The 12,753-nt window shown below is 63.7% G+C and carries 10 protein-coding genes and 1 pseudogene; 4 read left to right on the top strand and 7 right to left on the bottom strand.

The window, feature by feature from the left end:
- Window positions 1-39: 39 nt before the first annotated feature.
- From AC07UW_RS17360 to AC07UW_RS17350, 3 genes and pseudogenes are all read right to left on the bottom strand, one after another.
- Window positions 40-2,844, bottom strand: a complete 2,805-nt coding sequence (locus AC07UW_RS17360; RefSeq protein ID WP_495212521.1) for a TonB-dependent receptor domain-containing protein — start codon at window positions 2,842-2,844, stop codon at window positions 40-42.
- A 388-nt stretch (window positions 2,845-3,232) separates the two neighbouring features.
- Window positions 3,233-3,767 (bottom strand): annotated as a pseudogene (locus AC07UW_RS17355) (TonB-dependent receptor); the annotation flags it as partial.
- 87 nt (window positions 3,768-3,854) lie between these two features.
- The gene (locus tag AC07UW_RS17350; protein WP_495212520.1) at window positions 3,855-6,650 is read right to left on the bottom strand and encodes a TonB-dependent receptor plug domain-containing protein; all 2,796 of its coding nucleotides are present in this window, start codon (window positions 6,648-6,650) and stop codon (window positions 3,855-3,857) included.
- Between the two features lie 215 nt (window positions 6,651-6,865).
- Between AC07UW_RS17350 and apbC the strand changes: the two genes are divergently transcribed.
- Window positions 6,866-7,720, top strand: coding sequence for an iron-sulfur cluster carrier protein ApbC (gene apbC / locus AC07UW_RS17345; protein WP_089236336.1), 855 nt, complete (start codon window positions 6,866-6,868; stop codon window positions 7,718-7,720).
- Between the two features lie 79 nt (window positions 7,721-7,799).
- Window positions 7,800-8,366, top strand: coding sequence for a dCTP deaminase (gene dcd / locus AC07UW_RS17340; RefSeq protein WP_089236335.1), 567 nt, complete (start codon window positions 7,800-7,802; stop codon window positions 8,364-8,366).
- Window positions 8,367-8,492: 126 nt separating this feature from the next.
- Here dcd and AC07UW_RS17335 read toward each other — a convergent pair whose 3' ends face one another.
- Genes AC07UW_RS17335 through AC07UW_RS17325 form a run of 3 tightly spaced genes read right to left on the bottom strand, consistent with a single transcriptional unit; the run spans window position 8,493 to window position 9,766 of the window.
- The gene (locus AC07UW_RS17335) at window positions 8,493-8,660 is read right to left on the bottom strand and encodes a LiaI-LiaF-like domain-containing protein (RefSeq protein WP_025876120.1); all 168 of its coding nucleotides are present in this window, start codon (window positions 8,658-8,660) and stop codon (window positions 8,493-8,495) included.
- Between the two features lie 15 nt (window positions 8,661-8,675).
- On the bottom strand, window positions 8,676-9,098 hold the full coding sequence (locus AC07UW_RS17330) for an HIT domain-containing protein (RefSeq protein ID WP_032975033.1): 423 nt from the start codon (window positions 9,096-9,098) through the stop codon (window positions 8,676-8,678).
- Complete coding sequence (locus AC07UW_RS17325) at window positions 9,095-9,766, bottom strand: dienelactone hydrolase family protein (protein ID WP_495212519.1); 672 nt, start codon at window positions 9,764-9,766, stop codon at window positions 9,095-9,097. Before AC07UW_RS17325 ends, AC07UW_RS17330 begins: the two co-directional genes overlap by 4 nt.
- Window positions 9,767-9,969: 203 nt before the next feature.
- Between AC07UW_RS17325 and rimO the strand changes: the two genes are divergently transcribed.
- Together rimO and AC07UW_RS17315 are read left to right on the top strand one after the other, a co-directional pair.
- Window positions 9,970-11,331, top strand: a complete 1,362-nt coding sequence (gene rimO / locus AC07UW_RS17320) for a 30S ribosomal protein S12 methylthiotransferase RimO (protein WP_495212518.1) — start codon at window positions 9,970-9,972, stop codon at window positions 11,329-11,331.
- Window positions 11,328-12,146 (top strand): DUF3025 domain-containing protein, encoded by an 819-nt coding sequence (locus AC07UW_RS17315; RefSeq protein ID WP_495212517.1) that lies wholly within the window; start codon window positions 11,328-11,330, stop codon window positions 12,144-12,146. The genes rimO and AC07UW_RS17315 overlap by 4 nt, the downstream gene beginning before the upstream one ends.
- 43 nt (window positions 12,147-12,189) lie before the next feature.
- On the opposite strand, the gene greB is transcribed toward AC07UW_RS17315, so the two are convergent.
- On the bottom strand, window positions 12,190-12,705 hold the full coding sequence (greB, locus tag AC07UW_RS17310) for a transcription elongation factor GreB (RefSeq protein WP_315828725.1): 516 nt from the start codon (window positions 12,703-12,705) through the stop codon (window positions 12,190-12,192).
- Between the last annotated feature and the right edge of the window lie 48 nt (window positions 12,706-12,753).

Here is a 12,753-nt window from a genome sequence, read left to right as displayed (position 1 = left end):
GCCGAAGCGGGGTCTCCAGAAACACGCGGTCTGTGGCCCTTACTGGTTGCCGAACTCGTACTTAGCCTGCACGTAGATGGCACGGCCATAAGCGTTGTACAGGTAGTTGTTGTACGGCTGGCCGCTGGTGCCGGCGAAGCTGTACCGCTGGTTGTCAGGCATCTTGTTGAACACGTTGTTGACCATCAGCGACAGGGTCAGGTTGTCCATCGCCCGATAGTTCACGCTCAGGTTGTAGGTGGTGTACGAACCCCACTTGCCGGCCTTGTAGCCGGAGCTGTGGACGTAGTCGTAGCCATTGCCCAGGTAGGCCATGTAGTTCGGCGTCTTGCCGATGTAGTTGGCATACAGGGTGGTGGTCCACTTGTCCTTGGCCCAGCCGATCGAACCGTCGGCGCGCACCTTGGCGTACGAGTCGTACACCCACATCGCATACGGGTCGCGCAGCAGGTCCAGATACTCATCGCCCGGCTGCGGTTGCAGTTCGCGCTTGAGCATGTCGGTGTAGTTGCCGGAGAACTGCAGCGAACCGAAGCGGCCGATGTCCTGTACGTACTTAAAGCTGGCCGTGACCGCCTGCAGGTTCTGGCTGGCCACGTTCATCTTCGGCGTATAGATTTCATCGAGTACGCCGGAGGCGTCGCGGGTGATCCAGTCGCTGACGTTCTGGCAGCTGGCCGAGGTGTTGTTGGTCTGGCCGTTGCGGCAGTAATACTCGGCCAGCAGCAACTGGTCGGAACTGAGGGTGTTGACCTCGTTCTTGATCTTCCAGTTGTAGTAGTCCACCGACACCGACAGGTTGTTGATGGGCGCCCACACGATGCCGGCGTTCCAGACATCGGCGGTGATCGGCTCCAGGTCCGGGTTGCCGGATTGGGTGCCGAACACCGACACGCTGTCATACGGGCAGCCGGTGGTGTTGGCCGGGTCGTAGCCCAGCTGGCCGCAACGGTAGTAGTCGGTGGAGCCGTTGGCGTAGTAGCCGCTGACACCCTGGAAGGCATCGGACAGGGTGGGCGCGCGGAAGGCGGTGCCGTACTTGCCACGGAACAGCAGGCTGTCGATCGGACGGAATTCCAGGCCGACGCTGTAGGTCGCCTTGTCGATGGTGTTGCCACCGATCTTGAAGGCGTCGTAGCGGCCGGAGCCGGTCACCGTCAGTGATTCCAGCAACGGCATGCGCAGTTCGCTGGTCACCGCGTAACTGCTGCGATGGCCGGCGCCGGAAACCGCAGTGGTGCCCCACACGCTGCCATCCACCAGGCGGGTATCGGGCGTGTAATCCCAGCCTTCGCTGCCGCCTTCAACCACCACAGCGAAGCCGGCGTCGCCGCCGGGCAGCTTGAACAGCGAACCATTGGTGACCTGCGCACGCAGCAGGTTCTGCCAGGTGCGGCTCTGGCTGTAGGTGTAGCCGGTGAAGCTCTGGAAATCACCGCTCGGCAATGGCGAGTAGAACGCTTCCCAGTCCGGGCTGTAGATGTTGTACCCGGTGCTGGTGGTGCCCAGCACCGGCCCCAGCACGCGCTGCTCGAAGTAGTCGTTGATCGGATCGTTCCAGCGCACGAAGTTGCGCTCGGTCAACTTGTATTCGCCGCGGGTGAAGCTGGCACTGTAATCCCAGCTGCCGGCCGTGCCGCGGCCGCCGAGCGTGACCTGGTAAGCCTTGTTGCGATCGGTGTTCATGATGTCGCGATAGCCGCCGGCGCCGATGTCCTCCGGCGCGAACACGCGCTGCAGGTTCATGTACTGGCCGCTGGCCTGATCGTAGAAGCGGCCCCAGCCGGAGGAGGTGCCCCACCAGGTGTAGTTCGAGCCGGTGGCGTACTTCACTTCTTCCAGGCTGTAGAGCGCGTCGCCGAACAACTGGAAGTTGTCGTTCACATCGAAGGTCATCGAGCTGTAGATCTGCCCGCTTTCCTTGCCGTTCTTGATGGTCTTGTAGCCGGTGCCATAGACCGAACCGCAGGCCTGGCCGGTCGGCCGGGTGCCGAGCACGGTGGTGCCGTCGAACTGGCCCGCCACGTTGGCGCACAGGTTCGGGTCCATCATGGCGTAGCGGTTGCTGTTGGCCGGCAGCAGCACCAGGAAGTCGTTGGAGACGTACTGGGGGCTGTAGCCGTCGGGATTGTTGACCTTGGTCAGGTCACGCTGATAGCCCCAGATCGGGCTGGTCTTTTCGTACTGCACGTTGACCAGCGCATGGAATCGATCGTCGACACCATTGAAGCCGCGCGCCGCACTGACGCGTACGCCGTTGCCGCCGCCTTCGGAGTAGGCACCGCCACGGACGTTGAGCACACCGCCATCCATGCGCTCCTTGAGGATGATGTTGACCACGCCGGCGATCGCATCCGAACCGTACAGCGAAGACTGGCCGCCGGGCAGGATCTCGATGCGCTCGACGATGTCGATCGGAATGCCGCTGATGTTGTTGAAACTGTCGCTGCCGTTGTACAGCGCCGGATACGAGAGCATCGGGCGGCCGTTGATCAGGTACTTGGTGTAGCCGGGGCTGAGCCCGAACATGCCGGCTGCCTCGGCACCTTGGGTGAACGAAGCGGACGTCTGTCCGCCCTGCAAACCGCCGGTCGAAAGCGAAGACTGCTGCAGGACGTCGGCGACACTGGTGAAACCGCGCGTCTGGATGTCCTCGGCGGTAACGGTCAGGACCGGCGTGTGGTTCTCGATCTGCGTCTGCGGAATCAGTGAACCGGTGACGGTGACGCGGTCAAGCTGGATCGGCGCGTTGTCCTGCGCGTGGGCTGCGCCGGAGGCGAGCAGGGTACCGATCAGGGCGAGGGTCAGAGGGTGACGCGAAGGCGTGGAACGATGGCGAGACATGATGGATCCCCGTGTGAGCGATGTCGTCTGGCTGATGTCCTCCTTGACACCTTCATGATTTGTTCAGTTTCAATCCATTCAGCCGACCGTAACACGACGTTCACGTTGTCAAAACGGTCCCGTCACACGGATGTGCTGCTCATCGGAAAAAAAATCTTTTGAAATCAGTGCGTAAACGCGATTGTCTGGGAATGTTTCAAAATGTTGCGTTGCGGGACAGAGTTGATCGAAGCCGATGTTTCGTATGTAGATCAAGGGTTTGCTGCCTTCGCGGATGCTTTTCTCATTATTTAATTTATGAGACGAGTTTTAATCTTCCGTCTCAATTGACGGGCATGAAAAAGGCCCCGCCGAAGCGGGGCCTTCCCGGGCAGTGCGGGCGCGGCGCTTACTTCCCGCCGAACTCGTACTTGGCCTGCACGTACACGGCACGGCCGTAAGGGTTGTAGATGCTGCTGTTGTACGGCGCGCCGATGTTGCCGGCGTAGCTGTGGGCCTGGCCGTCGGGCATCTTGTTGAACACGTTGTTGACCATCATCGACAGCGTCAGGTTGTCCATCGCCTGGTAATTCACGCTCAGGTTGTAGGTGGTGTACGAGCCCCACTTGCCGGCCTCGTAGCCGGACGGATGCACGTAGTCGTAGCCCTTTGCCCAGGTACGCCATGCGGTTGGGCGTCTTGCCGATGTAGTTGAAGTACACGGTGGTGGTCCACTTGTCCTTCGCCCAGCCCACCGCACCGTCGGCACGCACCTTGGCGTACTGGTCGTAGTTCCACATCGCGTACGGGTCGCGCAGCAGGTCCAGGTACTCGTCGCCCGGCTGCGGCTGCAGTTCGCGCTTGATCATGTTGGTGTAGTTGCTGGAGAACTGCAGCGCACCGAAGCGGCCGATGTCCTGTACGTACTTGAAGCTGGCCGTGACCAGCGATCGAAACACACGCATCGCCAAAAAAAAAAGGCCCCGCCGAAGCGGGGCCTGGTCCGGAATCAAACCCGGAAAACGACGGGATTACTTGCCGAAGTCGTACTTGGCCTGCACGTACACGGTACGGCCGTAGACGTTGTACAGGTAGTTGTTGAACGGCGTGCCGGAGGTGCCCTGGTAGCTGTGGGCCTGCTGCTCGGGCATCTTGTTGAACACGTTGTTGACCATCAGCGACAGGGTCAGGTCATCCTGCACACGGTAGTTCACGCTCAGGTTGTAAGTGGTGTACGAAGCCCACTTGCCTGCCTTGTAGCCCGACGCACCATGGGTGTACTCGTAGCCGTTCAGGCCCGCCAGGTAGTTCGGGGTGTGGCCGATGTAGTTCGCGTACAGCGTGGTGGTCCACTTGTCCAGCGACCAGGCCACCGACGCGTCGGAACGGACCTTGGCGTAGCTGTCGTAGTTCCACATCGACTTCGGGTTGCCCAGCAGGTCCTGGAAGTCCTCGCCCGGTTGCGCCTGCACTTCACGCTTGAGCATGTTGGTGTAGTTGCCCGAGAACTGCAGCGAACCGAAGCGGCCGATGTCCTGCAGGTACTTGAAGCCGACGGTCACGGCCTGCAGGTTCTGGCGGGCCACGTTCATCTTCGGGGTGTACAGCGAGCTCAGGTTGCCGGCCGAATCGCGCACGACCCAGTCAGCCACGTTCTGGCAGGTGGCCGAGGAGCCGTTCGGCAGGCCGTTGCGGCAGTAGTACTCGGCCAGCAGCAGCTGGTCGGTGCTGGCAGTATCGACTTCGTTCTCGATCTTCCAGTTGTAGTAGTCGGCCGAGATCGACAGGTTCGCCATCGGCGCCCAGACGATGCCCGCGTTCCAGACGTCGGCGGTGATCGGCTCCAGGTCCGGGTTGCCGGCACGCTCGGAGTAGACCGAGACGCTGTCCGCGTAGCGGCAGGCGTCGGTGTTGCCCGGCACGTAGCCCAGCTCGCCGCAACGGTAGTAGTCGGTGGAGTTGGCAGCGTAATAGCCGCTGCGGCCCTGGAACGCGTCGGGCAGGGTCGGCGCGCGGAAGGCAGTGCCGTACTTGCCGCGGAACAGCAGGCTTTCGATCGGGCGGAACTCGACACCCACGCTGTAGGTGGCCTTGTCGACGGTGTTGTCGGCGATCTTGAAGGCGTCATAGCGACCGGAAGCGGTCACCGTCAGCGACTCCAGCAGCGGCATGCGCAGCTCGCTGGTCACCGCGTAGTTGCTGCGATGACCGTTGCCGGCAACAGCCGACGAGCCCCACACGTCGCCGTCCAGCAGGCGCTGGTCGGGGCTGTAGTCCCAACCTTCGCTGCCGCCTTCGACGACCACGGCCAGGCCGGCATCACCGCCCGGCAGCGAGAACAGCGAGCCGTTGGTGACCTGCGCGCGTGCCAGGTTCTGCCAGGTGCGGCTGTGGTTGGTGGTGTAACCGGTGAAGCCAGCGAAATCTTCCGGCGAGATCGGCGAGTAGAACGCGCCCCAGTTGGTGTTGTAGATGCCGAAGCCATCCTTGGTGCCCAACTGCGGGCCCAGCACCTTGTCGGCGAAGTAGCTGTTGATGGCATTGCCGAAGCGCTGGAACTTGCTCTCATCCAGGCGGTATTCGCCACGGGTGAAGCTCAGGCTGTAGTCCCAGTTGCCGACCGCACCCTTGCCGCCCAGGGTGACCTGGTAAGCACGGCTCTTGTCGTTGTTCAAGATGCCCTTGTAGCCTTCGCCGCCGATGTCTTCCGGAGCGAACGCGCGCTGCAGGTTGACCAGCTTGCCGGAGGCCTGGTCATAGAAGCCGCCCATGGTGCTCTTGGTGCCCCACCAGAGGTAGTTGGAGCCCGAGGTGTATTCGGTCTTTTCCTTGCTGTACAGCACGTCGGCGAACAGCTGGAAGTTGTCGTTCACGTCGAAGGTCATCGACGAGTAGAACTGGCCGCTGTCCTTGCCGTTCTTCAGGGTCTTGTAGCCGGCGCCGAAGACCGAGCCGCAAGACTGGCCCGTCGGGCGGTTCGCCAGCACGGTGGTGCCGTCGAACTGGCCGGCAACGTTGGCGCAGTTGCTCGGGTCCATCATGTACAGCGCGTTGGTCTTGGCGTCGATGACGGCGAAGTCGTTCGACGGCAGCTGCGCGGTGTAGCCGTTCGCGTTGTTCTGCTTGGTCAGGTCACGCTGGTAGCCCCAGATCGGGTTGCTGCTTTCGATCTGCACGTTGACCAGTGCATTGAAGCGGTCGTCCAGCGCCGAGAAGCCGTGTGCACCGCTGACGCGGAAGCTGCTGCCACCACCTTCAGTTGAAGTGCCGCCACGCACGGACAGGCTGCCGCCTTCCATGTGATCCTTCAGGATGATGTTGACCACGCCGGCGATCGCATCCGAACCGTACAGGGAGGACTGGCCACCCGGCAGGACTTCGATGCGCTCGACGATGTCGATCGGAATGCCGCTGATGTTGTTGAACGCGTCGCCGCCGTTGTACAGCGCCGGGTAGGACATCATCGGGCGGCCGTTGATCAGGTACTTGGTGTAACCCGGATTCAGGCCGAACATGCCAGCGGCTTCAGCGCCCTGGGTGAACGAAGCGGAGGTCTGGCCGCCCTGGATGCCGCCGGTGGTCAGCGAGGACTGCTGCAGCACCTCGGCGACGCTGTTGAAGCCGCGCGACTGGATGGCTTCAGCGCTGATGGTCATGACCGGGGTCTGGGTCTCGACCTGGGTCTGCGGGATCAGCGAGCCGGTGACGGTGATCTTGTCCAGATTGGTGGCCTTGTCCTGGGCCATTGCCGGCGAGGCGGCAACCAGGGCGGAGATCAAGGCGACAGCGAGGGTGTTGCGACGTGCGGAATTGCGAAGGTCTTTCATGTAGTTCCGTTCAGAGAGCAAATACGAGTACGGCACTGCGCATGCGCCATCGTGCGTGCCGTAGATCCAGCAACGCAGCCCAAAACCAGTGCTTAGCGAACGTAACATGAACTTAACAATCTGTGCACGAATCTGTAGCAATCCTGAATTTCAGTCAGCGTACGTCCAGCTTGTATGATGTTGGGCTCTTCTTGTCGATTCACCCGGAGCCCGCAGTGAACAGTTCTTCGCGTCGTCCCCATGCCAGCCAGGTGCAGAAGGGACTGGCGCCGCATGCGCGCATCCGCAACGTCATCGCGGTGGGTTCGGGAAAGGGTGGGGTGGGCAAGTCGACCACGGCGGTCAACCTCGCCGTCGCCCTGCAACAGCTTGGCGCGCGCGTCGGCGTGCTTGATGCGGATATCTACGGTCCCAGCGTGCCGGCGATGCTGGGGTTGTCCGGTCGCCCGGAAAGCCCGGACAACAAGAGCATCGAGCCGATGCGTGCCTTCGGCGTGGACACCATGTCGATCGGTTATCTGGTCGAGGACGAAACGCCGCTGATCATGCGCGCACCGCGCGCGACGGCGGCGTTGACCCAGCTGTTCGAAGACACGCTGTGGGACGATCTGGACTACCTGCTGATCGACCTGCCGCCGGGCACCGGCGACATCCAGCTGACGCTGGTGCAGAAGATCCCGCTGGCCGGTGCAGTGATCGTCACCACGCCGCAGGACATCGCCACGCTGGATGCGAAGAAGGCGCTGAAGATGTTCGAGAAGGTCGAGGTGCCGGTGCTGGGCGTGGTCGAGAACATGGCCGTGCACACCTGCAGCAACTGCGGGCACGTGGAGCATCTGTTCGGTGAGGGCGGTGGCGAGCGCATGGCGGCGCAGTACGGCGTGCCGCTGCTGGGGTCGCTGCCGCTGCAGATCGGCATCCGCGAGCAGGGCGATGCCGGTACCCCGATCACCGCCGCGCAGCCGGATTCGGCCGCGGCCCAGGCCTACCATCGCGCCGCCCAGCGTCTGGTCGAGGAGGTGGGCAAGCGCCCGCGCGCCTCGATCCCAATCCTGTCCTCGCTGCTGTAAGGGCCTGCTGGCGGGGCTGCGGCGGCGACGCCCGGCCCCCTGTTAGAATTCTCGCGCCCCCTTGCACCCAGGACAGAGCATGAGCATCAAGAGTGACCGTTGGATCCGCCAGATGTCCGAACAGCACGGCATGATCGAGCCGTACGAGGCCGGGCAGGTCAAGCAGGTCAACGGCGAGCGCATCGTCAGCTACGGCACTTCCAGCTACGGCTACGACGTGCGCTGCTCGCGCGAGTTCAAGGTGTTCACCAACATCAACTCGACGATCGTGGACCCCAAGCATTTCGATCCGGGCAGCTTCGTCGATATCGTCGGTGACGAGTGCATCATTCCGCCGAACAGCTTCGCGCTGGCGCGCACGGTCGAGTATTTCCGCATTCCGCGCGACACCCTGGTGGTGTGCCTGGGCAAGAGCACCTATGCGCGCTGCGGCATCATCGTCAACGTGACCCCGCTGGAGCCGGAGTGGGAAGGCCACGTGACCCTGGAATTCAGCAACACCACGCCGCTGCCGGCGCGCATCTACGCCAACGAAGGCGTGGCGCAGATGCTGTTCTTCCAGTCCGATGAAGTGTGCGAGACCTCGTACAAGGATCGCGGCGGCAAGTACCAGGGCCAGACCGGTGTGACCCTGCCGCGCACCTGACAGCTTGCGTCAGCGCGTATCGGTAGCGCCGGGCCATGCCCGGCGTTTCCGTTTGTGGGGCCGCGCTGCGCTTGCCGGGCATGCCCCGGCGCTGCAGGACAAAGGCGGCGCATGCGCCGCCTTTGTTTATTTGCCGCGACCGAACAGGATCGCGATGCCCACGGCGACCAGGCCGAGCGGCCACCAGGTCAGCAGCAGGCGAGACAGGTTCAGGTTGGTCCAGCCCAGGTTGCTGGCCAGCATGAACAGGCCGATCAGGATCAGCAGGATGGCGGCGACGATATTGAATCGCATCGGGTCGGCACTGGCTCAGGAATGGGCCGGATATCCTAGCCGTTCCTTCCAGTAGGCGACATGCTGGTCCAGTGCAGCCGGTTCATAGCGGTGCGCCGGACCGCTGCCCCAGACCGGTCCCGGCCACGCCGGATCGCCGTCGTGGCGGCCGATCACGTGGAAATGCAGCTGGCGCACGATGTTGCCCAGCGCGCCGATGTTGATCTTCTCCACCCCGTCCGAACCGTGCAGGGCCTTGCAGGCGCGGTTGAGCTCGGTGCGCAGCTTGTCCTGCTGCTCGCCGTCCAGCTCGATCCACTCGGTCACCCCGGCCAGACGCGGCACCAGGACCAGCCAGGGGAATCGTTCGTCGTTCATCAGTCGCACTTGCGACAACGGGCCTTCGGCCACCAGCACGCTATCGGTGGCCAGGCGTGAATCGAGTTCGAAATCGCTCATCCAAGATGCTCCGAGAAGAAGTCCAGGGTGCGTTGCAGCGCCAGGGCGGCGCTGTCTGGATCATACGCATGTCCGACCTCGCGGTTGAAGGCATGGTCGGCCGGATAAACGTAGGTCGCCATCTGCGGCAGCTTCTCACGGTGCGCCTGGATCGCCTCCGGCGGGATGCTCTTGTCCTGCGCGCCGAAGTGGAACATCACCGGGGCCTTCGGCGTCTCGTCCAGGAACTGCACGTTGCGCGCGCCGTAGTAGCTCACCGAGGGCAGGCCCAGGCGCAGCGCGGACAGCAGGGCGACGCTGCCACCCCAGCAGTAGCCGACCGTGCCGACCTTGCCATGCGGTGCCAACCGGGTTGCCGCGGCGCGGACCACTTCCAGTGCCTTTTCCATGCCCAGCGCGGTGACCCGTTCCAGGCCATCCTTCACGCCTTCAGGGGTGTAGGGCAGGGCATCCGGGTTGGCCGTGGGGCCATCGACCAGGTCGAAGAACGACGGCGCCAACACGGCGTAGCCCTGGGCCGCGAACCGTTCGGCGACGCCGCGGATATGCGGGTTGGCGCCGAAGATCTCCTGTACCACCACCAGGCTGCCGCGCGGGGCTCCTTCGGGCAGGGCCTGCCAGGCGCGGACCGGGCCGTAATGCGTATCCAGGGTGATCCATTCGGACATCGGGGGTACCTCGTTGCAGGGGCCAGGCCTGCATTGTCGATGCTGGGCGGGTTAGCGCGATGTCAGCGGTTGTGCGGAATCGGGCGGCTCATGATTCAGAGGCGGCCGTCCAACCCCGGTATACTGGCGCCCCTTCAGGCCCCGGCCCCCAGGTCCCCCTGCCATGCCGGCAGGGGCCCAGGCCCCCAGAGTCCCGCGATTCCATGTCCCAGCTGAACCCCAAAGTCGGCTTCGTCAGCCTTGGCTGCCCGAAGGCCCTCGTCGATTCCGAGCGCATCCTCACCCAGCTGCGGTCGGAAGGCTACGACATCGTCCCGTCCTACGATTCGGCCGACGTGGTGGTGGTCAACACCTGTGGCTTCATCGATTCGGCGGTGACCGAATCGCTGGATGCCATCGGCGAGGCGATGAACCAGAACGGCAAGGTCATCGTCACCGGCTGCCTGGGCAAGCGCCCGGAGCAGATCCGCGAGGCGTACCCGAACGTACTGGCGGTGTCCGGGCCGCAGGATTACCAGAGCGTGATGGAAGCAGTGCATGCGGCGTTGCCGCCCAAGCACGACCCGTTCGTGGATCTGGTGCCGGACTACGGCATCAAGCTGACCCCGCGCCACTACGCATACCTGAAGATTTCCGAAGGCTGCAACCACCACTGCAGCTTCTGCATCATTCCGTCGATGCGCGGCAAGCTGGTCTCGCGTCCCGTGGACGAGGTGCTGCGCGAAGCCGAGCGCCTGGTACGCGGCGGTGTGCGGGAACTGCTGGTGGTTTCGCAGGACACCTCTGCCTACGGCGTGGATGTGAAGTACGCCGAGAAGATGTGGCGCGACAAGGCCTACCAGACCCGCCTGAAGGCACTGTGCGAAGGCCTGTCCGAACTGGATGCGTGGGTGCGCATGCACTACGTCTATCCGTATCCGCACGTCGATGACGTGGTGCCGCTGATGGCCGAGAACCGGATCCTGCCGTACCTGGACATCCCGTTCCAGCACGCCAGCCCGCGCATCCTGCGCCTGATGAAGCGCCCCGGCGCGGTCGAGAAGACCCTGGAGCGGGTGCAGAACTGGCGCCGCATCGCGCCGGACATCACCGTGCGTTCGACCTTCATCGTCGGTTTCCCGGGCGAGACCGAGGCCGAGTTCGAAGAGCTGCTGTCCTTCCTGGACGAAGCGCAGCTGGACCGCGTCGGTGCGTTCGCCTACTCACCGGTGGAGGGCGCTACGGCCAACAACCTGCCGGACCCGGTGCCGGAAGAAGTGAAGCAGGAACGACTGGCGCGCTTCATGGAGAAGCAGGCGCAGATTTCGGCTTCGCGTCTGGAAGCCAAGATCGGCAGGGTGCAGCAATGCCTGGTCGATGCCATCGAAGGCGATATCGCGGTGGCCCGTTCCAAGGCCGATGCGCCGGAGATCGACGGCCTGGTACATATCCAGAACGCAGACCAGGTGGCGTTGCGCGTGGGTGAGTTCGTCGACGTGGAAATCACCGAGAGCGACGAGCACGATCTCTACGGCGACGCACTGCCGCCGACCACGCGCCCGGCATTCGACCTCAAGGTGCTGTGACCGGGGCGGAGGCTGCTGATGGCGGCCCCCGCCGCTTCGTGCCGCCGCTGCGTGCGGCGGTGGACAGGGCTGCGTTCGATCATCCGCTGTTTGCCGGTATCGCCGGGTTCGGCGATCTGCTGACGGCAGCGGACTGGCCACGCGTGGTCGATCTGGACGCGCGCCTGGCGCTGCCGGGCAAGCGCTTTGTTGAACAGGATGCGGCGTTGCTGGCCGACGGCCTGCACTACGAAACGCGCATTGCCGAAGGGCGCATCGCAACCCGCGCGGACAACTGGCACGACCTGTTCAACGCCCTGGTCTGGGCACGCTACCTGCCGATCAAGTGCGCACTCAACGCGCAGCAATGCCGGCACATCGAGGGCATGGCCGCAGGACAGCGCAACCGCGCGCAGGCCGCGCTGACCCAGTTCGATGAAACCGGCGTGGTGGTGCGAGTGTGCGATCCGGCGTTGCTTGCAGCCTGGGATGCTCACCAGTGGCGCGTGCTGTTCCAGCCGATCCATTGGCAGTCAGGACGGATCGCCATCGCCGCGGTATTCGGTCATGCCTTGATGGAACAAGCTCTGCTGCCGGGCCGGCTGCTGGTCGGCAAATGCGTGGTGCTGCAGGGCGATGACGATGCGGACTGCATCGACACGGTCGCGCGCGCCATCGAGGAGGGCAGGGTGCTGCTCGATCCCTTGGAACTGCGTCCGCTGCCATTGGCGGGTATTCCCGGCTGGCACACCGGCCAGGCGCCAGCCTTTTACGCGAACGACGATTATTTCCGTCCGCTGCGCGAAGGGCGCCGCTATCCGCCGCCGCTTCTCTAGAACCGGGCCCATGCCCGGCTGAGCGCCGCTGCCCGCCACAGGCTCAGCCGTTGGCAGCGGTCTCGTACTCCACACCGATCACCGCAAAGGTGTGGTTGCCACTGGGTAGTTCCACCGAAAACTCATCATCCAGGCGCTTCTTCAACAAGGCCCGCGCCAAGGGCGAATCGATGCTGATCCAGCCCAGCCCGGCATCGGTCTCATCCGGCCCGACGATGCGGTAGCGGCTGGTCTGCCCGCTGTCCACGTTCTCCAGTTCCACCCACGCACCGAAGAACACCGCTTGCGGATCAGTCGGCGTGGTGTCGACCACGCGCAGCGATTCCAGGCGCTTGGTCAGGTAGCGCACGCGACGATCGATCTCGCCCAGCTGCTTCTTGCGGTAGGTGTATTCGGCGTTCTCCGAGCGATCGCCTTCGGCCGCGGCTGCTGCCAGCGCCTTGACCACCTCGGGTCGACGCACCCGCCACAACTCATCCAGCTCGGCCTTCAAACGTGCATGGCCGGTGGCGGTGATCAGCGCGGTGCTCTTTTCTGCGGGGGGACGCCAACGCGACATGTAATGCGGCTTCTCGTGCGGAATGAAACAACTACGGCGCACCGTCGT

The sequence above is a fragment of the Stenotrophomonas sp. GW821-FHT02D01 genome (assembly GCF_059421765.1).
Note: the sequence above shows the minus strand (reverse complement) of the source record. Positions and strands in the feature narration are given on the sequence as shown.

What these genes read in the sequence shown, in the direction of transcription:
- AC07UW_RS17360 (WP_495212521.1), bottom strand. Translation starts at nt 2,844, where the DNA reads ATGTCTCGCCATCGTTCCACGCCTTCGCGTCACCCTCTGACCCTCGCC.
- AC07UW_RS17350 (WP_495212520.1), bottom strand. Translation starts at nt 6,650, where the DNA reads ATGAAAGACCTTCGCAATTCCGCACGTCGCAACACCCTCGCTGTCGCC.
- dcd (WP_089236335.1), top strand. Translation starts at nt 7,800, where the DNA reads ATGAGCATCAAGAGTGACCGTTGGATCCGCCAGATGTCCGAACAGCAC.
- AC07UW_RS17335 (WP_025876120.1), bottom strand. Translation starts at nt 8,660, where the DNA reads ATGCGATTCAATATCGTCGCCGCCATCCTGCTGATCCTGATCGGCCTG.
- AC07UW_RS17330 (WP_032975033.1), bottom strand. Translation starts at nt 9,098, where the DNA reads ATGAGCGATTTCGAACTCGATTCACGCCTGGCCACCGATAGCGTGCTG.
- AC07UW_RS17325 (WP_495212519.1), bottom strand. Translation starts at nt 9,766, where the DNA reads ATGTCCGAATGGATCACCCTGGATACGCATTACGGCCCGGTCCGCGCC.
- rimO (WP_495212518.1), top strand. Translation starts at nt 9,970, where the DNA reads ATGTCCCAGCTGAACCCCAAAGTCGGCTTCGTCAGCCTTGGCTGCCCG.
- greB (WP_315828725.1), bottom strand. Translation starts at nt 12,705, where the DNA reads ATGTCGCGTTGGCGTCCCCCCGCAGAAAAGAGCACCGCGCTGATCACC.